General features: G+C 46.9%; 17 protein-coding genes. 12 read left to right on the top strand and 5 right to left on the bottom strand.

Annotated elements, in window-relative coordinates; genetic code table 11:
• Positions 1–3: 3 nt before the first annotated feature.
• Positions 4–3,027 (top strand): hypothetical protein, encoded by a 3,024-nt coding sequence (locus tag H6F74_RS20595; RefSeq protein WP_199301453.1) that lies wholly within the window; start codon positions 4–6, stop codon positions 3,025–3,027.
• Positions 3,028–3,285: 258 nt separating this feature from the next.
• Here the strand turns inward: H6F74_RS20595 and H6F74_RS20600 are convergent, their stop codons facing one another.
• Positions 3,286–3,591: an RNA-binding protein gene (locus tag H6F74_RS20600; RefSeq protein ID WP_190427022.1), complete on the bottom strand. Its 306-nt coding sequence runs from the start codon at positions 3,589–3,591 to the stop codon at positions 3,286–3,288.
• A 459-nt stretch (positions 3,592–4,050) separates the two neighbouring features.
• Between H6F74_RS20600 and H6F74_RS20605 the strand changes: the two genes are divergently transcribed.
• Positions 4,051–5,304, top strand: a complete 1,254-nt coding sequence (locus tag H6F74_RS20605) for an MFS transporter (protein ID WP_190444041.1) — start codon at positions 4,051–4,053, stop codon at positions 5,302–5,304.
• 125 nt (positions 5,305–5,429) lie between these two features.
• Here the strand turns inward: H6F74_RS20605 and H6F74_RS20610 are convergent, their stop codons facing one another.
• Positions 5,430–8,183 (bottom strand): bifunctional diguanylate cyclase/phosphodiesterase, encoded by a 2,754-nt coding sequence (locus tag H6F74_RS20610; protein WP_190444042.1) that lies wholly within the window; start codon positions 8,181–8,183, stop codon positions 5,430–5,432.
• Positions 8,184–8,466: 283 nt separating this feature from the next.
• On the opposite strand from H6F74_RS20610, the gene H6F74_RS20615 reads away from it, so the two are divergent.
• The 6 genes from H6F74_RS20615 to coaBC all read left to right on the top strand — a co-directional run bounded on the left by H6F74_RS20615 (position 8,467) and on the right by coaBC (position 13,830).
• Positions 8,467–8,733 (top strand): hypothetical protein, encoded by a 267-nt coding sequence (locus H6F74_RS20615; RefSeq protein WP_190444043.1) that lies wholly within the window; start codon positions 8,467–8,469, stop codon positions 8,731–8,733.
• Between the two features lie 107 nt (positions 8,734–8,840).
• On the top strand, positions 8,841–10,700 hold the full coding sequence (ilvB, locus tag H6F74_RS20620) for a biosynthetic-type acetolactate synthase large subunit (protein ID WP_190444117.1): 1,860 nt from the start codon (positions 8,841–8,843) through the stop codon (positions 10,698–10,700).
• A gap of 140 nt (positions 10,701–10,840) precedes the next feature.
• The gene (locus tag H6F74_RS20625) at positions 10,841–11,500 is read left to right on the top strand and encodes a Crp/Fnr family transcriptional regulator (RefSeq protein WP_190444044.1); all 660 of its coding nucleotides are present in this window, start codon (positions 10,841–10,843) and stop codon (positions 11,498–11,500) included.
• A 29-nt stretch (positions 11,501–11,529) separates the two neighbouring features.
• A complete protein-coding gene (locus tag H6F74_RS20630) occupies positions 11,530–12,156 on the top strand; it encodes an alpha/beta hydrolase (protein ID WP_190444118.1) in 627 nt (208 codons plus the stop codon).
• A gap of 109 nt (positions 12,157–12,265) precedes the next feature.
• Entirely contained in the window at positions 12,266–12,478 is a 213-nt protein-coding gene (locus H6F74_RS20635) for a DUF2555 domain-containing protein (RefSeq protein WP_190444045.1), read from the top strand.
• Positions 12,479–12,633: 155 nt separating this feature from the next.
• Positions 12,634–13,830 (top strand): bifunctional phosphopantothenoylcysteine decarboxylase/phosphopantothenate--cysteine ligase CoaBC, encoded by a 1,197-nt coding sequence (coaBC, locus tag H6F74_RS20640; protein ID WP_242022237.1) that lies wholly within the window; start codon positions 12,634–12,636, stop codon positions 13,828–13,830.
• Positions 13,831–14,040: 210 nt separating this feature from the next.
• Here the strand turns inward: coaBC and H6F74_RS20645 are convergent, their stop codons facing one another.
• Positions 14,041–15,420 carry a serine/threonine-protein kinase gene (locus H6F74_RS20645; protein ID WP_190444047.1) on the bottom strand — a complete coding sequence of 460 codons (1,380 nt, stop codon included), beginning with the start codon at positions 15,418–15,420 and terminating at the stop codon, positions 14,041–14,043.
• A 149-nt stretch (positions 15,421–15,569) separates the two neighbouring features.
• On the opposite strand from H6F74_RS20645, the gene H6F74_RS20650 reads away from it, so the two are divergent.
• The 4 genes from H6F74_RS20650 to H6F74_RS30135 all read left to right on the top strand — a co-directional run bounded on the left by H6F74_RS20650 (position 15,570) and on the right by H6F74_RS30135 (position 19,651).
• Positions 15,570–16,481 carry a putative selenate ABC transporter substrate-binding protein gene (locus tag H6F74_RS20650; RefSeq protein ID WP_190444048.1) on the top strand — a complete coding sequence of 304 codons (912 nt, stop codon included), beginning with the start codon at positions 15,570–15,572 and terminating at the stop codon, positions 16,479–16,481.
• Positions 16,482–16,486: 5 nt separating this feature from the next.
• Positions 16,487–16,942 (top strand): GNAT family N-acetyltransferase, encoded by a 456-nt coding sequence (locus H6F74_RS20655; RefSeq protein ID WP_190444049.1) that lies wholly within the window; start codon positions 16,487–16,489, stop codon positions 16,940–16,942.
• A gap of 8 nt (positions 16,943–16,950) precedes the next feature.
• Positions 16,951–17,706: a phosphonate ABC transporter ATP-binding protein gene (locus tag H6F74_RS20660; protein WP_190444050.1), complete on the top strand. Its 756-nt coding sequence runs from the start codon at positions 16,951–16,953 to the stop codon at positions 17,704–17,706.
• A 64-nt stretch (positions 17,707–17,770) separates the two neighbouring features.
• Positions 17,771–19,651, top strand: coding sequence for an ABC transporter permease subunit (locus H6F74_RS30135; RefSeq protein ID WP_347269534.1), 1,881 nt, complete (start codon positions 17,771–17,773; stop codon positions 19,649–19,651).
• A gap of 8 nt (positions 19,652–19,659) precedes the next feature.
• Here the strand turns inward: H6F74_RS30135 and murD are convergent, their stop codons facing one another.
• Positions 19,660–21,009, bottom strand: coding sequence for a UDP-N-acetylmuramoyl-L-alanine--D-glutamate ligase (gene murD / locus H6F74_RS20675; RefSeq protein WP_190444051.1), 1,350 nt, complete (start codon positions 21,007–21,009; stop codon positions 19,660–19,662).
• A gap of 170 nt (positions 21,010–21,179) precedes the next feature.
• Positions 21,180–23,330, bottom strand: a complete 2,151-nt coding sequence (glyS, locus tag H6F74_RS20680; RefSeq protein WP_190444052.1) for a glycine--tRNA ligase subunit beta — start codon at positions 23,328–23,330, stop codon at positions 21,180–21,182.
• Positions 23,331–23,480 lie beyond the last annotated feature (150 nt).

A 23,480-nucleotide genomic window follows, 5' to 3' on the forward strand; every position in this document is an offset into this window, starting at 1 on the left:
GGATTGGGGAAAAGGGGACTGGGGATTGGGGATTGGGAACTGGGAACTGGGGAAGAGGAATTGGGAATTGGGAATTGGGGATTGGGGATTGGGGAAGAGGAAAAAGTCTTACCCAGTCCCCAGTCCCCAGTCCCTAGTCCCCAATCGCTACTTTTTTGTAGAGGGGGAAACATGACGAGGCAGCACTTGAACCCTTCTGGGGCAGGGACGGGGAGACAAGAGCCGGAAGGCTCCGGCGGTCTGAATGTGGTGGATATACTGACGCTGCCTGACGAGCAGCGGCAGATTGTCCAATGGATGATGCGAAAAAAATCAGATGTCAGCTTGGCTGAGGTAGCAGAGCGCATTGACTTCACACAGTCGGATGCGATCGCTATTATGGACGAGTTGGTAGATCAAGGCTTCGTGCAAGAAATGCAAATTGCAGGCGAAGCACGCTACCGGATTCGTCTTGCTGCCAAACGAGGAACCCAGCAGCAGACTATCCAACAGGCTTTGGCTCCTGGTAATCCCCTCTCTGTCATCCTTAATCCCAGTGGAGATTACGCCCTCGTAGCCGGGAGTAACTTCGATCTGTGCGTCACCGTAAGTAACAAGGGCAATCAGAGCGCCTTAATTGATATTTTTATCGATGAAGTATCCTATCCCCGCAACTGGTGTATTAATCCCCATGAGCGGCTGGCTTTGGGTGCCAACTCTACCAGCGAGGTTATATTTCAGTTTCAGGTGCCACTGGAGGCTAAACCCAGCACCTACAACTACCTTTTAGTGGTTGATGCGCCACTACACTACCCAGAAGATACTCCGATTCGACATAACAGCCGACTTCAGGTTCTGCCGCCAGTTGAGGCTGCTATCCGAGTCAGCGACCCTACTTTTAGTCTTTCACCACCTACTAGCTCTGCTGCACCTGCCCTTCTGCAACCTGGAGCGCTGTTGCAAGTCGCGGTGAGCATACATAACCGCTCTGACCGAGTAGACCGTTTTCGGCTGACGTGTCCGGAACTGAATGAAAAATGGTATACCGTGCGCTATCCAGAGGGTTTAAATTCACCTGGATTAGTAACATCTGCCACTGCATTAGACCTTAACCCCGGAGAGAAGGGCGACATTCTGCTGTTTTTGAATCCGCCAATGGACGCTGTGGCGGGAACTTACTTTCCCACTGTGCGGCTATATTCTGCGAACAATCCAGACTTGGTGTTGCTGGATGTGGTGTACTTACAAATTCTCCCGACTTACCTGCTGACTGTAGAATTTCGCAGCTTGGTGGGCAAGGTGCGGCGTTTAGCCGGACTGTATGAGGTTAGGTTGAACAATTCCGGTAACATATCGCGGGAAGTAATTGTCCGAGCTAAAAGTTTAGATGAGGAGGACGTGTGTAGTTACACAGTATTGCCAACCATGCTGCGGATAGCACCTTTTTCCTTAGCTACGGCGGAAATTAAGGTAAAACCGCTCAAATGGTGGCGTCGCCCAATCTATGGGGGAGGACGGCTGATCAACTTCGGCGTTGAAATTGAAGATACCCAGCAGTTGCCTTTAATTAATGATGCGCCTCAGGGGACTTTGTATTGGGAGCCGCGTCCTTGGTGGCAGTTTTTGCTGGTGTTGCTCACTGTATTGGGAACTGTCGCTGCGATCGCATTCCTCGTTTGGTTGCTATTCTTTAAGCCAAAGCCATCACCAAAAGTTATTGAATTCGGCTCTCAAGACAATTTCTATCAAGCCGCTGAAGGTGATTTTATCCGCCTCTCTTGGCAAATTCGCAACCCGCAACAACTAAACTCGCTAACCATTACTGGTCAATCACCTGATGGTACAGCTGCCCTTGAACCAATATCTTATGATTTCAGTCGAGGAGTTCCAGATCAGCTCAAGTCCTTCTGCGCTATTCGGCAGATACTAATCTGCAAAAATGTGCGTACTGATGCCCGCAAACCTGGGGACTATGTTTTTGAGTTAAAAACATTTCCCAAAAATAATAAAGACATAGCATCTAATATTTTAAAAAGTAATGTAATTAAAATCGAGCCGATAGCTCCTCCAAAAATTGTCGAGTTTTCCTCTAGCCTACCTGTCTACCAAGAAAGATTAGCAGTTCCACCTAATAACACTCCGAACGATAAAATTCTCCTCAATTGGAGAATTATCAACAGAGATCAAATCAAAGAATTGCAGCTAATCGGGCGATCGCCTGAAGGTGAAGTCACAAGTGTTTTGAAGCGTTATAACTTCAGTGAAGGCATTGCCGTAGGTTTGAAGAAATATTGTACCATCGAAGTTGGACTCTTATGCAAAAATGTACCTACAGATGCCCGTAAACCCGGAGACTACATTTTTGAACTCGCAGTAATTCCCAATAACGGACAAGAAGAACCATCAGATACTAAAAAAACTGATGCTATTAAAATTCAAGCTCAGCCCTCCAAAATTGTAGAATTTAAAATCAATAATCAAGAGGCTCTGGCAAAATATCTTGTTCCAATCAATAAGAACAAACCTGGGGGAGTTTTTAGAATTTCTTGGAAAGTAGAAGGCGGCAAAGATATAAAAGTGCAGCTGCTTCCCTCACCTGGAAACGTCCTGACTTCTGGTAGTCTCCCCTACACCATCAGCCAAAAACCCGGTAGCGAAACTCTTACCTTGCAAGTGACAAATGCTGCTGGCGAACAAATTAGTCGCTCAGTTACTATTGAAACCTTTGAGCCGCCGCCTCCTCCAGCTCCTCCACCCTTAATTCCGGCTCCAGGCGCTCAAGGTTCAAACGCACCAACGTTAGTCCCAGCTCCACCCATTCCACCACCGCTACCGATTGCTCCACCGCCTGCTGCGGGTGCGCCAGCATCGCCAGATGGGGGTGCAGGATCTCCCCCTCCTGCCCCTGGTGCCGCCGCCTCACCTGCCCCTGGTGCCGCCGCCTCACCCGCCGCTCCTGGTGCAACCACATCACCCGCCCCTGGTTCCCCCTCACTAAGCGATCCTGATTCGCTTTCACCTTCTGAACTACCACCGCGTTCTGACTAATATTAAAATCCGGTGCAAAATACGAAGTCTTGCACCGAATTTGATATTAATTTAAACAAGAAACCAAATCGCAAACTAACGAAGGTTGATAGTTCCTTCTCCAACTTAGAGATAATAATCCGGTCGTTAAGGTTAATAGTGTGTCAAGAAAAAATCCACTGCCAAAATGTTTATCCTGAGAAGATCCAAGGAGAGCGTTTAGCAGTGGAAGGGCCAATCTGCGGGAGACTAGCCGAGTTAAATTCTTAATTTCAAGATTTAGTAACGGCGAGAGAAGCCACCACTAGGCCTGCGGTTGCCACCGCCTGAGGGCCCTCTATCTTCACGGGGCTTGGCTTTGTTGACTTTTAGATCGCGGCCCATCCACTCAGCTCCATCGAGAGCTTCAATGGCGGCAGTTTCTTCAGCGTCAGTTTCCATTTCTACGAAACCAAAGCCGCGTGGACGACCAGTTTCTCGGTCGGTAGGTAGTTGAACACGCTTAACAGTTCCATATTCAGCAAAAACTTGGCTGAGGTCTTCTTGCGTGACATCGTAGGATAGGTTGCCTACATAGATTGACATGGAGTATCTCACTTCATCAGATGGTGTAGAGACTTCGATTCGGAGAGATGCCTGTCAATGTAAGACAACAAACTCGCTCAGCCGAATTAAATTCCCAGTGACTAACTTAACATAGGATCGGGCTTCAGGTATTTATTGAAAAGTTAAAACAGCATGAAATTTGTCAAGGGCAGGATTGCGTAATTTAGGAAGTGACAATTATTGGTAAATTAATAAGAATTTATACATAAAGCAACAACTTCAGTTAGATCCGGTTCCACCTGTTATGGATGCAGTGCCACCCAATGAGCTGTGCCAGCTGTGAGGGTGTCACGCACCTTGTAGCATATAAACTTAGGCAAATGCTTGGCGAGTCTGTGCAATTTTTTAAATTAAGCAAAAAGTGTCTACTAGAGTGGCACAATTTACCTTCTAGAGCGCAAACTAGGGTTGTAGGTAAGAAGCTCCTGAACAATTGCTATGTTTCCATCTGACCCCCCTCCATCTGGGAGCGGATTTCACGCTCTGTTGAAGAACCGACCCTTTATGGTGCTGTGGGTTGGGCAGATATTGTCCCAAATAGCAGATAAGGTATTCTTCGTTTTGCTGATTGCTTTGCTTAGCGAATATCACTTCGCTCCTGAAATGGAAAATTCCATGCGATCAGCTCTGATGGTGGCTTTTACGCTACCCGCGATTCTGTTTGGCTCAGCTGCTGGGGTGTTTGTGGATCGCTTTCCTAAGAAGAAAGTTATGGTTGCTTCCGATCTGCTGCGCTTTGGCTTGACAATATTAATTCCCTTGTTGCCACAGAAGTTTAGCATCTTGTTGGTAATTACGTTTTTGAGTTCTTCGGTAACGCAATTTTTTGCCCCAGCAGAACAGGCGGCTATTCCGTTAATGGTGCGGCGCGAAAATTTGATGACGGCTAATGCGCTGTTCACAACGACGATGATGGGTTCTTTGATTGTGGGGTTCGCTGTCGGGGAACCTGTGTTGAGTTTGGCTAGAAGTTTGGGTGGAGAATCTAGTCAAGAATTTTTGGTTGGCGGATTCTACCTGTTAGCGGCGATTATTAGTATGTTCGTTAAGATTAAAGATACTACGCTTATCGATCGACAGGCAGCAATTAATCCGATAAGCGACTTGAAAGCGGGGTTACGTTATCTGTGGCAAAACCGCCTGGTTAGGAATGCAATGTTCCAGTTGGTGATTTTGTATTCGGTGTTTGCGGCGTTAACGGTGCTGGCGATCGATCTTTCCGAGAAGCTGGGGCTGAAATCGGAACAGTTTGGCTTTCTGTTAGCATCGGCTGGGGTGGGGATGGTGTTAGGTGCGGGGATATTGGGCCACTGGGGCGATCGCTTCCACCAAAAACCGTTACCATTGTTTGGTTTTCTCAGCATGGCCTTTGTTTTGGGTGTGTTTAGTTTTACACACCGACTTTGGCTCGGTTTAGGGCTGAGTGCTTTTTTGGGTTTGGGGGCATCTTTAATCGGTGTACCGATGCAAACTTTGATTCACCAGCAAACATCGGAATCGATGCGGGGCAAAGTTTTTGGGTTTCAGAATAATGTGGTTAATATTGCTCTAAGTTTGCCGTTAGCGATCGCAGGCCCTCTGACGGATAAATTTGGTCTGCGAGGCGTTCTCCTGGCAATGAGTATCGTTGTTAGTGTAGTGGGCGTTTGGGCGTGGCAAAATACCCGTAATGTTTTGAAAGATGCGATTTAGGGATTGGGGATTGGGAATTGGGGATTGGGAGGACTCTTACCCAGTCCCTTGTTCCTAGTACCCAGTTCCCAGCCCCTAGTCCCCAGTCCCCAGTCCCTAGTCCCCAGCCCCCAGTCCCCAATCCCTCATCTAAAATCAATGAACTTTTCTGCGGCTGCGGCATTGAGTGGCTTAGAGAAAAAATATCCTTGCCCATGTTCGCAGCCAAGAAGTCGCAATTGCTCTAACTCAAGAGGCGTTTCTATTCCCTCGGCGACTACATCCATTCCCAAATTATGGGCAAGCGTGACAATTGTTTGGACAATCTGTAGAGGCAGTCTTGCCTGTCTGCTATTGCCGGATGTCCTCAGTCTACTGACGAAAGAGCGGTCAATTTTCAAGGTATTGATGGGGAAACGGTGCAGATAGCTCAAGGAAGAGTATCCAGTACCGAAGTCATCCAAGGATAGTTCAATCTGACGCGATCGCAGTTGCTCTAAACTAACAGTTGCAGCTTCTGCATTTTCGATCAGAACGCTTTCAGTAATTTCCAGCTTCAAACAGCTTGCTTGCAAACCAGTTTCCTTGAGAATTTGGTCAATTTGCTCAACTAATGGTTGCAGAAACTGTTTACCGGAAAGATTAACGCTGATAGTTAGGGAGTTGCAACTATTGCCATTTGCCTGCTGCCATGTCCGCATCTGATGACAGGCTTCGCGCAGTATCCACCAGCCAAGCGGTACAATTAGACCAGTTTCTTCGGCAATGGGGATGAACTCGACTGGAGAAATCATGCCTTGTGTCGGGTGAATCCAGCGCACCAACGCCTCGAAACCAGCGAGCCTACCCGTAGAGAGCAATACAATTGGCTGGTAGTGAATCTGGAATTGGCAGTTGGTAGGATACGCATCTGGCCTGTCACTCAGTTGTTGATCGAGTGCTAATTGCTCAACTGCCCGTCGCAGATCCGTCTCCAGCTGCAAGCGAGCGATCGCTCTGTCGTGCATAGTTGAGTCAAACACAACGTGGCACGCTTTACCTTCTCCCTTAGCACGGTACATGGCGATATCAGCATCACGGAGAAAGTCTTCTGGCTGATTGTATTCAGTTCTAAGCAGAGGAGTGCTAAGTAATGTAGACGCTTCGCCTTCCCAGAGGCTGGGCTGAGGGTTGAGTGAAGAGGAACTAGAGGAATTTTTAAGTATCGCGCCGCTATTTTCTAACTGGGTCTGTGCTTCGTACCGCTGCGCTACCACTCCTGAAGTTCTCAAGCCTGCTTGCATCGTCAGTTTTTTTACCCCAGCTCTATTTATGGCAATGCCAATGCTGGCGGAGGTGAATACCTCATGTCCATCCAGGTAAAATGGTGATGCTAGCGCCGAGTGAATTTGCTCAGCAAGGTGGACGGCTTCGCTGACATCTTGGATGTTGTCTTGGAGAATTGCAAACTCATCCCCGCCAAAACGTGACACTGTATCAATCGGGCGCAGACACTCTTGCAGCCGTTGAGCAACCGCTTTTAGCAGTTGATCCCCCAGGAAGTGTCCCAAACAGTCGTTCACAAGTTTGAAGCGATCCAAATCCAGAAATAGTACAGCGAATCGATAGTCAGGACGCCCCTTTGCAGTCTCAATTAAATCTTTCAGACGAGATATCAACAAAGCTCGATTAGGCAGGTTTGTGAGGCTGTCATAAAAAACATTCCGTCGCAGTTGTGCTTCTGCCCACTTTTGCTCAGTGATATCAGTGAAGGCTCCAATAAAGCTTTGCAATTGACCAGTTGCTGAGAACAGGGGCGCACAAGAGAAGGCGGTTGTGCGCTGGCAACCATTTTTCCCAATGATGTCCACTTCGTAGCTGGAGGGTTGTCCTTGCAGGCTTTTGCTGTGTTTGTTCGCCATTTTCTCCAGACTTTCAGGGGTGAAGAAGCCGTGGAAGGTTTTGCCTGCCAGTTCTCCCGCTTCCTCTATCTCCAGCAGGGAACACATTGTGGGATTGATGTAAATTGTGTAGCCATCTTCGCTAAGATGCCAGACTCCCACGGTGTTGTTTTCGGCAAGTGTCCGGTAGCGTTGTTCGCTTTCGCGCAATGCCTCTTCTGCCTGTACGCGGTAGGTGATGTCTGTGGAAATGCCAATAATTCCAATCAATTCACCTTTATCGTTATAAATTGGCGAGTCTGTCACCATTGCCGGGAAGGTACTACCGTCTCGGCGCTGCATCAAAAATTCTCCAGCCCAACTTTCGCCAGTGCGGAGGCTGGATCTAATCTCAAGTGCTTGCGATCGCACACAGGGCGGTGCGATAATTTCCGCGATTTTACTACCTATTACCTCTGCTTCTGACCAGCCGTAAAGCGTTTGTGCAAAGCGGTTCCAATAAGTAATTGTCCCATCTAAATCGGTAGCAATTACTGCCTGCTGCACTGCATTCAACAGTCGCGCCTGAAAGCGGATTTTTGACTCTGCCTGCTGGCGCTCATTGATTTCCCTTTGTAGTTTGTGGTTTGCTACCTCTAGTTGTGCGGGACTAGGGAGAGCCAGCGCTTGCGGAATTAACGGTACTAGCTCCATAGCTGTATAAACGGAAACTCCTGCTGTTATCGCTTTCACAAATCCCGAAACCCAATAATCAGGGTGCCATAACGTCCACACTTCTATCAAATGTCCGGTGCCGCAGGCAACAATAAAGGCACCGAACAGCAAGAATATCCAGTTAAACGGTATATCCCGACGCTGTTTAACGAAATATACCAGCATTAGGGGTATTGAATAATACGCCAGCGCTATCAGTACGTCGGAAGCTATATGCAGCGATACCAACCCAGGCTTCCAGAGATAGCAATGACCGTGGGGGATAAATTGGTTTAAAAATAAAGGTTTTGTGATATATTCCAGCATTGAGCCTATTTTAGGGTGTCATTCATTGCTGTTTCTAGAGCGGATAGCAATTCTCTTTGTCAAGGATGGTTTATCTGCTCTGTACGTTTTGTAACACAACTAAGCATTTAGGGATTGTTTATTTGTATACTGGGCAACTTAATATTTGTTGCTTCTACAAAAATTCAGCCGATTCGTGCAGATTATTCTAAGCAGAGACCTCATGTCTTCAGCTGAAATACTGACTTGTTGGTTGTTTATGCAAGGTAGGGAGTGATGAAGTTAGGGAATTACCGATTACCTAATGTCTTCAGCTGAAATACTGACTTTTTGGTTGTTTATGCAAGGTGGGAATTGGGAATTGGGAATTGGGAATTGGGAATTGGGAATTGGGAATTGGGAATTGGGAATTGGGAATTGGGAATTGGGAATTGGGAATTGGGAATTGGGAATTGGGAATTGGGAATTGGGAATTGGGAATTGGGAATTGGGAAAAAGTCTTACCCAGTCCCCAGCCCCCAGTCCCCAGTCCCCAACCCCCAACTTTGAGCGATCGCTCGACAGGAACTGATAGAAGGAATTAGACTTAAGAATTAACCCCTAAGTTGTCATCTTTCATTAAATACAAAAGATACAAGAGTTAAGAGAAACCAGTTAGTTATAGTGAGAGGTCTACAAGTGCGATCGCAAAGCATCTCGGAAAAAGAAGCAACACGTCAAATGAGCAACAACCGTCAAACAGGTGCATATGCCTTGATTGACAGCTTGATGCGCCACGGTGTAAAGCATATTTTTGGCTATCCAGGTGGTGCAATTCTGCCGATTTACGACGAGTTATATCGGGCAGAAGCTAGAGGTGGTATTCAGCACATCTTAGTAAGACACGAGCAAGGTGCGTCACACGCCGCCGATGGCTATGCTCGTGCTACGGGGCAGGTGGGTGTGTGTTTTGCAACATCTGGCCCTGGGGCAACCAACTTGGTGACAGGCATTGCCACCGCTCACATGGACTCGATTCCAATGGTGGTGGTCACGGGTCAGGTGGCTCTAGCATCAATTGGCACCGATGCGTTTCAGGAAACAGATATCTACGGAATTACGCTGCCAATTGTAAAGCACTCCTATGTAGTGCGCGATCAAAAAGACATGGCGCGGATTGTGGCAGAGGCGTTCCACATCGCCACAACGGGACGACCGGGGCCAGTTTTGATTGATGTGCCGAAAGATGTTGCATTAGGGCAATTTGACTATTATCCAGTAGAACCAAATTCAGTGAAGTTGCCGGGATACCGTCCCACCGTGAAGGGAAATCCTCGCCAAATCAATGCGGCAGTAAATTTAATTCGGGAAGCCAAACAGCCCTTATTGTATGTGGGAGGAGGCGCGATCGCAGCTGGCGCTCATCCAGAAATTCAACAATTAGCACAAAGTTTCCAAATCCCCGTCACCACAACCCTGATGGGCAAAGGTTCATTTGACGAAAACCATCCCCTAGCACTGGGAATGCTGGGGATGCACGGCACCGCCTACGCTAACTTTGCGGTGAGCGAGTGCGACTTGTTGATAGCAGTGGGAGCCAGGTTTGATGACCGCGTGACGGGCAAATTGGATGAGTTTGCCTCCCGCGCTAAAGTTATCCATATTGATATTGACCCCGCTGAAGTCGGGAAAAACCGCGCTCCGGAAGTGCCAATTGTGGGCGATGTGCGGAATGTCTTGGTTGACTTGCTGCGCCGATGTCAGGAAACAGATACCGGAACGCCAATCCAGACGCAAGCATGGCTAGAACGGATTAATCGCTGGCGGGAAGACTATCCCCTAATTGTCCCCCAATATCCCGATAGTCTGGCACCGCAAGAAGTGATTGTGGAACTAACTCGTCAGGCTCCAGATGCCTACTACACCACAGACGTTGGACAACACCAAATGTGGTCGGCGCAATTCTTGAAGAATGGCCCGCGTAAGTGGATTTCTAGCGCTGGTTTAGGCACGATGGGTTTCGGGATGCCGGCGGCGATGGGTGTCAAGGTAGCTCTGCCGGATGATGAAGTCATCTGTATCAGCGGCGATGCCAGTTTCCAGATGAATTTACAGGAACTGGGAACGCTTGCACAACATCACATAAATGTCAAGACAGTAATTATCAATAATGGCTGGCAGGGGATGGTGCGCCAGTGGCAGGAAGCTTTCTATGGAGAGCGTTACTCGTCCTCGAATATGCAAGTGGGGATGCCAGATTTTGTGCTGCTGGCACAGGCTTTCGGGATTAAGGGGATGGTTGTTCGTAGTCGAGATGAGTTGAAAGATGCGATCGCCGAAATGCTCGCCCACAACGGCCCAGTTCTCTTGGATGTCCGAGTCAAAAAGGACGAAAACTGTTACCCAATGGTAGCTCCTGGCAAGAGCAATGCTCAGATGATTGGCTTGCCAGAACTCCGCAAATTGGAAAAAGCTACAGAATTAATTTACTGTAGCGGCTGTGGTGCCAAAAACATCGCCAGCAACAAATTCTGTCCCGATTGCGGCACCAAAATCTGATGGCTAATAGTTAATGGCTAATTGTTTAAGAGGAATTAGCCATTAACTTAATCTCGTGATTACTTAATCTTTACCTTCAGGGGTTAGAGTGGGGCTGGCTATAATACGCCAGTTTTTCATAGCTGGAGATTCTTGCAGCCATGCCCCCATTTTCTTCTTCAGTTCTAGAAATAGACAAATACGACCCGAACGAAACCCGTCGGCTGCATTTTTACTCGAAAAATGAAGAAATTCCCCTAGTGCCGCAGGGTGTCTGGCAAGTAGATCGGGGATTGGTGCAGATGAGTACAATTTGCGCTAACGGTGACGAAGTGCTGCTGGGTTGGGCAGCACCTTCCATGTTCTTTGGTCAGTGGGTATTTCAATCCCTGAAAGGAATTCATCCCTTAGCTCAACCAAACGCGGCAATAATATACCACGCCCTATCCGATGTTTACCTGAAGTGGTTTTCTATTCTAGAGATAGAAGCTTCTGGGCGTTTGGCTCAGATAATTTTGCCGCAAATGGTACGACGGATGCAACAGACAGAGGCGCTTTTAGCCATAGTCGGACATCGGCGTGTAGAGGATCGCTTGCATCGGCTACTACTGTTATTGAAACAGGAAGTCGGGCAACCTGTAGCTGGCGGAACTCGTCTATCTGTCCGCCTGACACATCAAAATATTGCCAGTGCTATCGGTACTACTAGAGTCACGATTACGCGACTCCTTAGCAAACTCCAGGGTCAAGGATGGATTAGCCTAGATTGCGATCGCCACATTATCCTAAAAGAAGAGAGCTTCGCTGGCATCTCGGATTGATCGGTCGCATTTTTTTTAGGAGTAAGATTCTGTCTCTATCAGTAATTTCCGTTCCCCCATCTCAGGGACAGCAACCAGCTGGGTTGATTGTCGTTTTGCATGGCTTCGGTGGTAATGCCCAAGAGTTGGCATCTTTAACCCCGTTGTTGAATTTACCTTCTTATCAGTTTTTGGTTCCCAATGCCCCCTCTACTCATCCCCAAATGTCATCGGGGAGAGCTTGGTACTACTTCCAAGAGCAGCAGAACGGCTTAGAGCAAAGCAAGACGCAGCTGACTGACTGGCTGAAATCTCTTGAGAGTACCACTGGCGTTCCCCTGTCGCGCACAATTTTGATGGGTTTTTCTCAGGGTGGCGCAATGACGCTGGATGTGGGACTGAGTTTGCCTTTGGCTGGTTTGGTGGTTCTAAGTGGATATTTACATCCCATTTCTCAACCATCTAAACAAGGTTATCCACCAGTATTAATTGTGCATGGTACAAAAGATACCGTGGTGCCTCTGAGTGCTGCCCAGAAGGCGCGGGATGCTTTAACAGCACTGGGCGTATCCGTGCAATATCATGAATTTAACATGGGACACGTAATTCTGCCGGAAGTCTTAGGCGTTGTCCGAAATTTTGTGACAACAAATACCCAATCGTCGTTGGTTTCTTAAACTTGAAGTTTTGTTGCCTCTGTCAATAATACGTAAGAGCGTTAAAATAAAATGGGATGTTTCATCTGTACAATGCGAATACAGGTGTAAGTTGAGGGAGGCGCGGTCAATGGCAACTGTTAGCATTTCCGAACGGGAAATTTCGGCTCTGACGATGACAGACGTAGAACAACTGGCTGTACGTTTGGAGCGAGATGATTACAACAATCCTTTTGAAGGGTTGGATGATTGGCATTTGCTGCGAGCGATCGCATTTCAGCGTCCAGAGTTAATTGAACCATACATCTACCTCTTGGATTTACAACCCTACGATGAAGCCTAACAATTTTAGATTTTAGATTGGGCTTGGATGGTCATCACAAAGATAATCGCCGTTAACGTCGTACCTTTGTCTAATCCGAAATGGAATCGCCCGACAATCCCAAATCTGATCCCCCCCTACCCCCCTTATCAAAGGGGGGTATCCAAAATCTAAAATTGTCAGGTAAACGGGTTCTCATTGGTATAAGCGGCGGTATCGCCGCCTATAAAATTTGTGAGGTTATCTCAACGCTTGCTAAGTCTGGGGTGGAAGTTCGAGCAATTCTCACTGATGCTGCTTGTCAATTTATCACGCCATTGACAGTGGCAACCCTGTCCCGTCATCCTGCTTACACAGATGAGGACTTTTGGCAACCACACAAACGCCCCTTGCATATTGAGTTGGGGGAATGGGCAGAGGTTTTTGTTATTGCTCCCCTGACAGCTAATACTTTGGGTAAGTTGGCTTATGGTTTAGCTGACAACTTGCTCACCAATACCGTGTTAGCTTCCACTTGTCCCGTGCTGTTGGCACCTGCAATGAATACGGATATGTGGGAACAGCTTTCGGTGCAACGCAATTGGCAACAGTTGTTGACAGATAAACGTTACCACAGTGTGGGGCCTGGTGCCGGACTTTTGGCTTGCGATCGCGTTGGTGCTGGCCGGATGGCAGAATCTGCGGAAATTTTGCCGAATATAACATCATTATTGCACGCAAAAGGGAAGCGAGATTTAGCCGGGAAGCGAGTCTTAATTAGTGCTGGGGGAACACGAGAACATTTAGATCCGGTGCGGTTTATCGGAAATCCCTCTACTGGCAAAATGGGATTAGCATTGGCACAAGCTGCACTGCATCGAGGCGCAGCTGTGACGCTGGTTCGCGCACCCGCCGCTTGGGATGTACCATTGGGGGTGCAAGCGATTTCTGTCACCAGTGCAAAAGAGATGGAACAGGAAATGCGATCGCATTTTTCCAATGCCGATGTAATAATAATGTCGGCAGCTGTGGCGGATGTGAAACCAGCCGAGTATAGTGCAGAGAAATTGCCGAAGCGTTTACTGCCAACAAATTTACCCCTCCTCCCTGTACCGGATATCGTCGCAGAATTAGCAACTCTTAAAAAGCCGCATCAAAAGTTAATTGGGTTTGCGGCTCAAACTGGAGATATTGTAACGCCAGCTTTGGAAAAGTTGCACAAGAAAAAATTAGATGCCATTGTTGCCAATCCTATCGATAAACCGGATAGTGGTTTTGGCAGCGACAACAATCAAGCTATATTTCTAGACAACCAAGGACACAAAGTAGAGATTGAGCCTTGTAGTAAATTACAGATGGCTCACTATTTGTTTGATTTTATTATTAGTTATTAGTCATCAAACGTTGTTATGTTTCAACTTTTTAAACTGACAACAAACAAACGACAACCTTCCTTTTTCAGGGAGCATTCCGTATTCGCAAATCGCCTACAGGCTGAAAGTCTCGATGCTCCATAAACAAAGCCTGCCGACCCAGCCTGAATTGAGTCCGCGCAGGCGGACTTGGTTTGTGTAGCCGCGATTTCCAATCGCCCGGTCTTTTTGCTAAGAACTTAGACGATAAAAAAGATTTAGCAAACCCACCCACCAACCAACCTCACAAAAAACATAGCCGCTGGGCAGGTGTCCCAGAGGAGCTAGAGCGCAATCAAACATAAATTGCTCATACTCAACCCAACAACAGTTTATCCGCCATTGCAAGCGATCGCCTAAATTACACATAATTTCATAATTGGCATTTTTTGTCCCTCCTATACTTTCCCAAATATGCTTTTGTACGCTAAAACCAAAGCGTCCCTTACTGTGCTTTATCCAAAGAGTGTCAATTAAACGAAGGTCTTTTGAGGGAAACATTTTAATATCTTCAACTCTCAGCCAGCCTTCCTTTTCTCTACAGGCTATTTTGAGCATTAGTGCCGCCGTTTCCTCATCCGCTTCTTTCCACTTTCCTAGCGCTAAATGAGCTTGTAAATTACGGTAATCTATCCTAGAAGAGGAACCTTGCCTGTGAGTGAGAATATTCTGATTGGTAGGCGTGTAACTTGCTTTAGATTGTCTTGAAATCGGGCTAATATTTAATAATTTTTGCCCAGAAGTAGGAGTATTTAAAGTTAGCAACTTTATCCACTCCTGCACCGATTGAGGACGATTTTCTGGCTGAAAGTCCAAACCTTGAAGAATCGCCCGATTAACTATATTACTAATATTGGGATTTATTTGCTGCGGTGCATCCAAGGGAATACCAGCAGCCCTAGCGGGAGCAGGTAGCGGCACTTCTTGGGTAAGCAGATAGTAAAGCGTTCCCGCCAGTGCATAAACATCCGAATATTCTCCGCGTCTCGCTTGCAGTGCATACTGTTCGATAGGTGCAAAACCGGGAGTAAAAGTTTGTGTCTGAGTCTGCGTCAAATTTGGAATAAACTCTCGTGCAATGCCAAAATCAATTAACACCGCTTCTAGTTTTCCAGTACGCACCATAATATTAGACGGCTTCACATCCCGATGTAAAAAGCCTCTATCGTGAATGAAAGTTAGCGCCTCACCAATTTGTCGAATATATTTTAATGCTTCGGTTTCCGACAGTACCCCTTGCTGACTAACGCGCTGCCATAAATCTTCCCCCTTAACATACTCCATCGCTATGCAAGGTAGTTGCCCCTCAGAAAAGGCATTTTCAATCCGTACAATGTGCGGGTGTCTGCACACGGCTAGGCGTAGCGCTTCTTTCTCAAAATCTCGATTGAACTTGTCTTGATACGCCGTAAATTCGCGTTTATTCAATACTCTATCGTTCAGCGTCTTGATGACGACAGCATTCCCTTTTTTATCCCTAGCCAAATAGGTGATGCCACAGCCACCTTCTCCCAGCACCCGTTTGATAATATATCGCCCGCCATGCAACAGCTGCCCATCTGCCCAAACCATTGCTTAAATCTGTGACACTTGGGTTAATTTTGGCATATTGCCTGCCCTAAAAAAACAATAAAGTATAGGAACACTCGCGTTAATCTTGGCATAAAGCTACCAGCATCGTTTACACTATCTTCTGGCAAAGAGTGAAGTTCAAATCAGATATGAAAAAAGTCTTGTTATCAGGTTTGTTGTTGCTGTCTCTAGGGGCTTGTTCGCCTTCCCCATCTGGAACAGTGGCGACTGGCTCAAATCAGGCAAAACAAGCTCTAGAAATTGGGGCAATTCCAGATCAAGATCCGCAAAAGTTGCAGCGTCAATATGACAAGTTAGCCACCTATTTAGAGAAAGAATTGGGTGTGCCAGTAGAATATAAGCCTGTCACAGACTATACCGCAGCTGTCACCGCATTTAAAGTGGGGGATTTAGATTTAGTTTGGTTTGGCGGATTGACTGGGGTGCAAGCACGGTTGCAAGTACCAGGTGCGGAAGCGATCGCGCAACGCGATGTTGACGAGAAATTCCACAGTCTCTTCATCGCTAACAAAAAAACCGGACTGAAGCCATTTAAAGATATCTCCGATTTAAAACAACTCAAAGGTCGTACTTTAACCTTCGGCAGCGAATCCTCCACATCGGGACGTTTGATGCCGCAATATTTCTTGCAACAAGCAGGATTGAAACTGGAAGATTTTAAAGGCGAAGTTGGCTTTTCTGGCGACCACGATAAGACAATCAAATTAGTGGAAGTAGGTAGTTTTGATGCTGGTGCTGTCAACGAAAGCGTCTGGAAAAAGCGAGTTGATGCGAAAGAAGTAGATTTGAACAAAGTAGAAGTCCTCTGGGAGACACCCGCCTACTACGACTATCACTGGGTAATTCACCCCGATGTCAAACAGCGCTATGGCGAGGGTTTTGTGAAAAAAGTGCAAAATGCCTTTTTAAAACTAGACCCCAACGTACCAGAGCAAAAAGAAATTCTCGACCTTTTACAAGCACCTAAATTTATTCCTACCCAAAACTCCAACTATGCTCAAATTGAGGATATTGGTCGAAAAATTGGCAAAATAAAGTGATGTAAATGACAGAAGCAAACTTTAAAATTGCAGAAAAATCCGATACTGAAACTCTGGTGGAGTTTATACGAGAGTTCTACGAGTTTGAACACCTAAAATTTGATGAATTAATTGTTCGCACGGCGTTGGCAAATATATTGGATGATGATTCTCTAGGACGAGTGTGGCTGATCCAGCATGGCGACGAAGCGATTGGCTACGTTGTCCTTACCTTTGGCTACAGTTTGGAATTTCGAGGGCGTGATGGATTTATTGATGAACTCTATATCCGAGAAAGTTACCGGGGGCAAGGGGTAGGTATGAGCGTAATACAGTTTATAGAAACTGTTTGCCCTTCTCTGGGAATTCAAGCACTTCATTTAGAAGTTGAGCAGAAAAATACAGCAGCACAAAACTTATATCGGAAGGTTGGTTTTAAAGATAGCGATCGCTATCTCATGACTAAATGGATAGCAAACTAAGCAGAGAAATGAACTCATCTGCGCCAGTATTTGAACTGAAAAACGTTTATAAGCAATTTGGACGCTTTGAATCTCTCGCTAATATTAACTTGCAGATATGGGCAGGCGATCGCGTGGCGCTTGTTGGTTCCAGCGGCGCGGGGAAAAGCACCCTAATTAGCTTGCTGAACGGCACCCAGTTACCCAGCGACGGGGAAGTGAGGGTACTTGGTCGCAACCTCGCCCATCTTCGCCCAAAGTTGCTGCGCCAAGTCCAGCGACAAATTGGTACGATTTACCAGCAATTTCATCTAGTGGATAACCTGCGGGTGATTCATAATGTCAATGCTGGACATCTGGGGCGCTGGTCGTTTCTAAAAGCTGCGGCTTCGCTGATTTATCCAATGGAAGTCGAGACAGCAGCAAAAGCTTTGGCGCAAGTCGGGATTCCGGAAAAGCTTTATGAACGCACAGATCAACTTTCTGGCGGTCAACAGCAACGGGTAGCGATCGCGCGCGTCCTAGTACAAAATCCTACCGCTATTCTTGCCGATGAACCAATTTCCAGCCTCGACCCCGAACGCAGCCGCGAGATTATGGACTTATTGCGCCAGTTGAGTGTAGAAACGGGGAAAACTTTAGTTACCAGTGTCCACGCGATAGAATTTGCTCGCAGTCATTATCAGCGAATTATCGGTTTGCGACAGGGACGCATTCTATTTGATACACAAGCAGCAGCACTGTCAGACGCAATGATTGAGGAATTGTACAAAACCAACAACTAATGCTAGATCCATTCGTAAAAATTCCTCTGCGTTCTCTGCGCCTCGGCGGTTCAAAATCTTAACCGTGTCCCAGACAAGCAAAACCAAACCAACTACCCTTCCCAAGCGCCCTTCCGTATTTAACTGGCGTACTTTGTGGGGATTGCTGTTTTTGGCATCCTTCGTTTGGTCGTTGCACTCAGCTGGCGTATTCGAGCAGGATTTAATTAACGAAGGCGGCTGGAACCTGGTTTGGCGCTTTCTAGTTGCTGCTGTCCATCCCGACTTCAGCCAGGAATTTCTCCAGCTTACTTTAGATGCCACTTTTAAAACACTAGCTTACGCGGTTTGCGGCACCTTCTTCAGCGTACTGATCGGGTTAGTGGCTGGTATTCTTTCTTCTGAAGTTTGGTGGGAATCTGTACTCAAAACTCAAAAAACGAAGCTAATAACTCAATCGCCTTGGCTGGTTGTAAGAGGAGTTTTGGCGATTCCAAGAGCAATTCACGAGTTAATCTGGGGATTGTTTTTCGTCAATATTTTTGGACTAGATCCCCTGGTAGCGGTGCTAGCGATCGCTATTCCCTTTGGTGCTATAACTGCCAAAGTATTCTCAGAAATTTTAGACGAAACGCCCCACCAGCCACTAATGGCACTCCTCAATAGCGGCGTTCCACCTCTGAATGCTTTCATTTATAGCTTGATTCCCCAAGCTTTTCTAAATCTGCTTTCCTACGCTTTCTACAGGTTCGAGTGTTCGATTCGTTCCGCCGCCGTACTGGGAATTATCGGTGCTGGTGGATTGGGGTATCAAATTTTTCTCAGCCTCCAGTCTCTGCGTTACGAACAGATGTGGACGTTTTTAATTGCCTTAATTTTATTAACTGGTGCTACCGATTTCTGGAGTGCGATGCTGCGTCGCCGCTTGGGTGCGCCTTCTCGCCTAGATTTGAACGTCTTAAATCTTTCTGGGCGCAAAAAGCCTCTCTACCAAAATGACCCAGTGGTGAAGGTGTCATTTCTGGGTACGGTAGTTTTACTAATATTCTCCTTCTGGTACGTCCAAGCTGATTATTCTAAACTTCATTCGCCGCGAACCTTTCAACTTTTGGCAGGAGTGTTTCAGGATGCTTTGCCACCCGATTTCAGCCAGCTGAGTCAGCTATTCGAGCTTTCTGCTAAAACGCTGGCTATGTCTATTCTGGCAATGGCTGGGGCTGGATTAGGAGGAATTTTTCTTTCTTTCCTAGCAGCAAATAATTTCCTGTTGTCGGGGGGAGTTGGGGAAAGCAGATCCCCCCAACCCCCCTTGATAAGAGGGGCGGGAGAAAAAAATCTGTTGTCGGGGGGAGTTGGCGAAAGCAGATCCCCCCAACCCCCCTTGATAAGGGGGGCGGGAGAGAATCTAAAACCCTCCTTGATAAGGGGGGCGGGAGAAAATCTAAAACCCCCCTTTTTAAGGGGGGCTAGGGGGGATCTCCGGGGAAATGTTGTGCTGTTTGTTACCCGGTTCCTGCTGTTAGTTGCTCGTGCTGTCCCCGAACCCATTTGGGCATTAATCTTTCTATTTGTATTATTTCCGGGGATTTTGCCGGGAGCGATCGCGCTTTCCCTGCACAACCTGGGTATACTAGGTCGTCTGATGGCGGAAGTGGTAGAAAATTTAGAACAGCGTCCAATAACCTCGCTTAAAGCATTGGGCGCTACTGATTCCCAAGTCTTCCTCTATGGCATCTTACCCCGCACCTTGCCCCGATTTGTCGCCTACATCCTTTACCGTTGGGAAGTCTGCATCCGTTCTACCGTCATTGTCGGGTTAGTAGGTGCTGGCGGATTAGGACGTTTGCTGGCGGAACAACTGAGTAGCTTTGACTACAAAGGACTTCTCACCACTTTAATTGTCTTTCTCGTCCTCACTTTTTCGGTAGATTTAATCAGCGCCTCAGTGCGACGGTCTTTAAGGTGATAATTTAACTAAAGTACCTGCTGACAAAGTTGCCGGAAATGGTCGCCTCTTTCCTCAAAGTTTTGATATTGGTCGAAACTAGCACAAGCAGGAGAAAGTAGAACAACTTTAGCACCATGCTGCTCGGCTAATTCTGCACCTCTGAGTACAGCTCTCTCCATAGTTTCTACAATTTCGTAGCTGGAATAGTCAACTCTAGCCAACGCTTTTGCAAAGGTATCTGCGGCGCTACCAATTAGTAATACAGCAGCGGCTTTAGCTTGAATTGTCTCTATCCAACTGGTATCATCTCCAGCTTTGGCTTCACCACCAGCAATCAGGATGGCGGGATAGTTGACAGAAGCTAACCCGACTTGTGCAGCATCGTAGTTGGTAGCTTTGCTGTCGTTGATAAAGTCAACTCCCGCCAGAGTGCGGATGTGTTCTAGACGATGAGGAACGCCGGGGAAATTAGCGATCGCGATCGCAATCGCCTCTTTCTCAATTCCCGCCAATCTGGCTGCTGCTACCGCCATCAACAGATTTTGCTGATTGTGTTCTCCCACCATTCTTAAAGCTGATGTCATCACAATTTGTTCGCCATCAGCAACCACCCAACCATCCTCGATGTAAACTCCCCCATCGCGATCGCCAATTAGTTTAGCTTTGCCTTTCACACTCGTCCAGCAAGCATTGGGAAAGCTATCGGGTGCATTCTTTCGCAAATAAGCATCGTCGCCGTTGATTACTTGCTGGCGCGCCTGACGCAACAGACGCGCTTTAATGTTGTAGTAATTCTCTAAAGTTTTATGGCGGCTGAGGTGATCTGGCGTAAAAGTCGTCCAAATGCCAATTCTAGGAGCAATAGAATTAGAAGACTCAATTTGATAACTGCTAACTTCAGCAATTACCCAGTCGGGAGGAGTTTGGGATAACGCCAGTTCGCAGGCAGCATAGCCGATGTTACCGCAAGCCGGAGCATGAAAACCAGCGGCTTGAAAAATCGCCGCAATCAAAGCCGTTGTCGTAGTTTTGCCGTTAGTACCAGTAATTCCCACCCAAGGACAAGACTGGAGATATCGCCACGCCAGTTCCATTTCTCCAATTGTCTCGATCCCCAACTCTCTAGCCTGGACTAATAAAGGTGCATCCCAAGGTACACCAGGACTGACGACGATCATCTGGGGTAAGGTATCAACCAGTTCCAGGGAATAGCCAAGCTTAACAGTAATTCCCTCATCCTCAAGCTGTTGTTGCTGTTCTTGCAGGCTTTCGGCGGTATTGCGATCGCTTACCGTCACCGAGTAACCTTCCCGTTTTAACAATCGTGCAGCAGCAATTCCCGACTTTCCCAAACCGATAATATGAGCGATGGGCATAGCTAACTTGGCCGTACAAATTCCCTAGTTTCGCAACCCCTCATCATACCGCAATAACGGTATTTAAAAACCTCTTTCACTCTAATAACTTCCTTCTTTTTCTTAACTTCGCGCTCTTAGCCTCTAAGCGCAAAACGCAGGCTACGCCAACGCGGTTCTTTTTTCCCCTACTAACTCTTCACAATTGCGCCAAAATCTGCCAAAACCCGCGCATGATTCCGCAGTAACCCCAACAAATTCAAACGATTCTTGCGGATTTCCAAATCCGCATCCATCACCAAAACACTTTCAGCACCATCAAAGAAAGTGCTAACAGTAGGAGCTATTCTACTTAAAGCATCTACTAGCTGCTGATAATTTCGCTGCTCTTGAGATGCTTTAGTTTCGGGAACTAGCTGCACAATTGCATCGTAGAAAGCTTGCTCCGATGATTTTTGAAATAATTCTGGACGCACCACAGCCGATGGTGACAACTCAACTTTATCTAAATCGCCTTGGGAAGCCAGACGAGTAGAACGGTTGACAGTTTCGTAGATTTCATCTAACTTGCCATTATTGCGGATACTTTGGAGAAATAAAGCGCGATCGCGGACATCCAATAAATCCTTTAACGCCCGTTCCGTATACTCCGGATCGTTTTCTCCCAGTACCGCATTCACCAAGTCATAGTCAATATTTCGCTTATCTTGTAGCAAGTTGCGGATACGCTGTAAGAAGAATTCCTGCAAATTAGGTAACAACTTCTCACTTTGACGTTTCGGATGTTTCACCACAAAATCTGCCACAGCTCCTTGCAGCAATTGATGCAAATTAATAGCTAAATCTCCCGCCCAAGTAATGTTAATAACAGCCTTTGCCGCCGGACGCAGAGCAAACGGATCTGAAGAACCTGTTGGTAACATTTCCAGTCCGAAGATACTCACCAAAGTATCCAACCTGTCTGCCAAGCCCACAACTTGACTTGTTAGATTTTCAGGGAATTTGTCCCCGTCTCCCCGTGGCAAATAATGCTCAAAAATTGCTGCTGCTACCGCTTCTGATTCGCCACTAGCTAAAGCATATTTTTGACCGATTACACCTTGCAATTCCGGAAATTCTCCCACCATCTGAGTCACAAGGTCAGCTTTACAAAGTAAGGCGGCGCGTTGGATATTCTGCCGCTCATCTTCTGATAATTGCAGTTGTTCGCTAATGCTGCTGGCAATTTTCCCCAGCCGTTCCACCTTTTCCCGTACCGAACCCAAATCTTCTTGAAAAGTGACTTTTTCCAGTTTCGGCAAATAACTTTCTAAAGGCTGAGATAAATCAGTTTTGTAGAAATACTGACCATCAGCTAAGCGGGCGCGAATCACTCGACCATTGCCTTCAGCAATAATGTCAGATTTTGCTGGATCGCCATTAGAAATCGTGATAAAATAGGGGATTAACTCAGTTTTATTCTCATCTTTAAATACTGGAAAATAACGCTGATGAGTCACCATGACAGTAGTAATTACTTCTGGCGGTAAACTCAAAAATTCCGGGTCAAAGTTACCAATAACTGCTGTAGGCAATTCGGCTAAATTAGTAACTTCTTGCAGCAAATCCGGGTAGATTTCACAGTAGCCATCGAGCTTTTTAGCAGCAGCCTGCACTTGTTCTTGAATTTTGGTTTTCCGCGCCTGGGGGTCAACTTCCACAAAGGCAGAACGTAGACCATTGACATAATCTGAAGCTTGGGAAATTGTCACGAGTTCCGGATGCAAGACGCGATGAGCGCGGGTTGTGCGATCGCTCTTAATCGTCTCGGAACCATTTACAATCTCAATTGGCAGCACCTGGTCATCCCACAAAGCCACCAACCAGCCAATCGGACGGGGAAACTTCAGATCCCCATCCCCCCAGCGCATAAACCGCTTCCCTTCTAATCCGAAAATCCATTGCCAAACCAGCTGTGTGAGAATTTCAACCGTTGGTCGTCCGGGGATGGTTTGGCGAACAAAGACAAAATCCCCTTTATCGGTGGGGCGAATTTCCAACTGATCGAGTTCCACTCCCAGCTTACGCGCAAACCCTTCTGCTGCCTTGGTAGGTTTGCCATCTTTAAACGCCGCCTGTGCTGGTGGCCCTTTAACTTCTTCTTCCCGATCCGGTTGCTGAGTCGGCAAACCTTCAATTAGGACGGCTAAACGACGGGGGGTGGCGTAAACTTCAATTTTCTCGCTAGTGAGGCTATTTTCAGTAAGACTTGTAGGAATACGCGATCGCCACTGCGCGATCGCTGCATCTACAAAATTTGCAGGTAATTCTTCTGTACCAACTTCCAATAAAAACGTACTCATAGCGGTATCTCTGTAACTATCAGGGGCTTTTGGGTTACAAGCCAGTTTAAACAGTTTACCGCGCTCCGAATCCAGATACTGTTATCCTCGTATTCTTCCAGCCTCCGACGGGGAACGGATGCAGGAAGGCTACGCCTCCCCTCTTGCAGC

It is taken from the genome of Trichocoleus sp. FACHB-90, from assembly GCF_014695505.1.
Taxonomy (GTDB): Bacteria; Cyanobacteriota; Cyanobacteriia; order Cyanobacteriales; family FACHB-T130; genus Funiculus; species Funiculus sociatus.

What these genes read in the sequence shown, in the direction of transcription:
- H6F74_RS20600 (WP_190427022.1), bottom strand. Translation starts at nt 3,591, where the DNA reads ATGTCAATCTATGTAGGCAACCTATCCTACGATGTCACGCAAGAAGAC.
- H6F74_RS20605 (WP_190444041.1), top strand. Translation starts at nt 4,051, where the DNA reads ATGTTTCCATCTGACCCCCCTCCATCTGGGAGCGGATTTCACGCTCTG.
- H6F74_RS20610 (WP_190444042.1), bottom strand. Translation starts at nt 8,183, where the DNA reads ATGCTGGAATATATCACAAAACCTTTATTTTTAAACCAATTTATCCCC.
- H6F74_RS20615 (WP_190444043.1), top strand. Translation starts at nt 8,467, where the DNA reads ATGTCTTCAGCTGAAATACTGACTTTTTGGTTGTTTATGCAAGGTGGG.
- H6F74_RS20625 (WP_190444044.1), top strand. Translation starts at nt 10,841, where the DNA reads ATGCCCCCATTTTCTTCTTCAGTTCTAGAAATAGACAAATACGACCCG.
- H6F74_RS20635 (WP_190444045.1), top strand. Translation starts at nt 12,266, where the DNA reads ATGGCAACTGTTAGCATTTCCGAACGGGAAATTTCGGCTCTGACGATG.
- H6F74_RS20645 (WP_190444047.1), bottom strand. Translation starts at nt 15,420, where the DNA reads ATGGTTTGGGCAGATGGGCAGCTGTTGCATGGCGGGCGATATATTATC.
- H6F74_RS20650 (WP_190444048.1), top strand. Translation starts at nt 15,570, where the DNA reads ATGAAAAAAGTCTTGTTATCAGGTTTGTTGTTGCTGTCTCTAGGGGCT.
- H6F74_RS20655 (WP_190444049.1), top strand. Translation starts at nt 16,487, where the DNA reads ATGACAGAAGCAAACTTTAAAATTGCAGAAAAATCCGATACTGAAACT.
- H6F74_RS20660 (WP_190444050.1), top strand. Translation starts at nt 16,951, where the DNA reads ATGAACTCATCTGCGCCAGTATTTGAACTGAAAAACGTTTATAAGCAA.
- murD (WP_190444051.1), bottom strand. Translation starts at nt 21,009, where the DNA reads ATGCCCATCGCTCATATTATCGGTTTGGGAAAGTCGGGAATTGCTGCT.
- glyS (WP_190444052.1), bottom strand. Translation starts at nt 23,330, where the DNA reads ATGAGTACGTTTTTATTGGAAGTTGGTACAGAAGAATTACCTGCAAAT.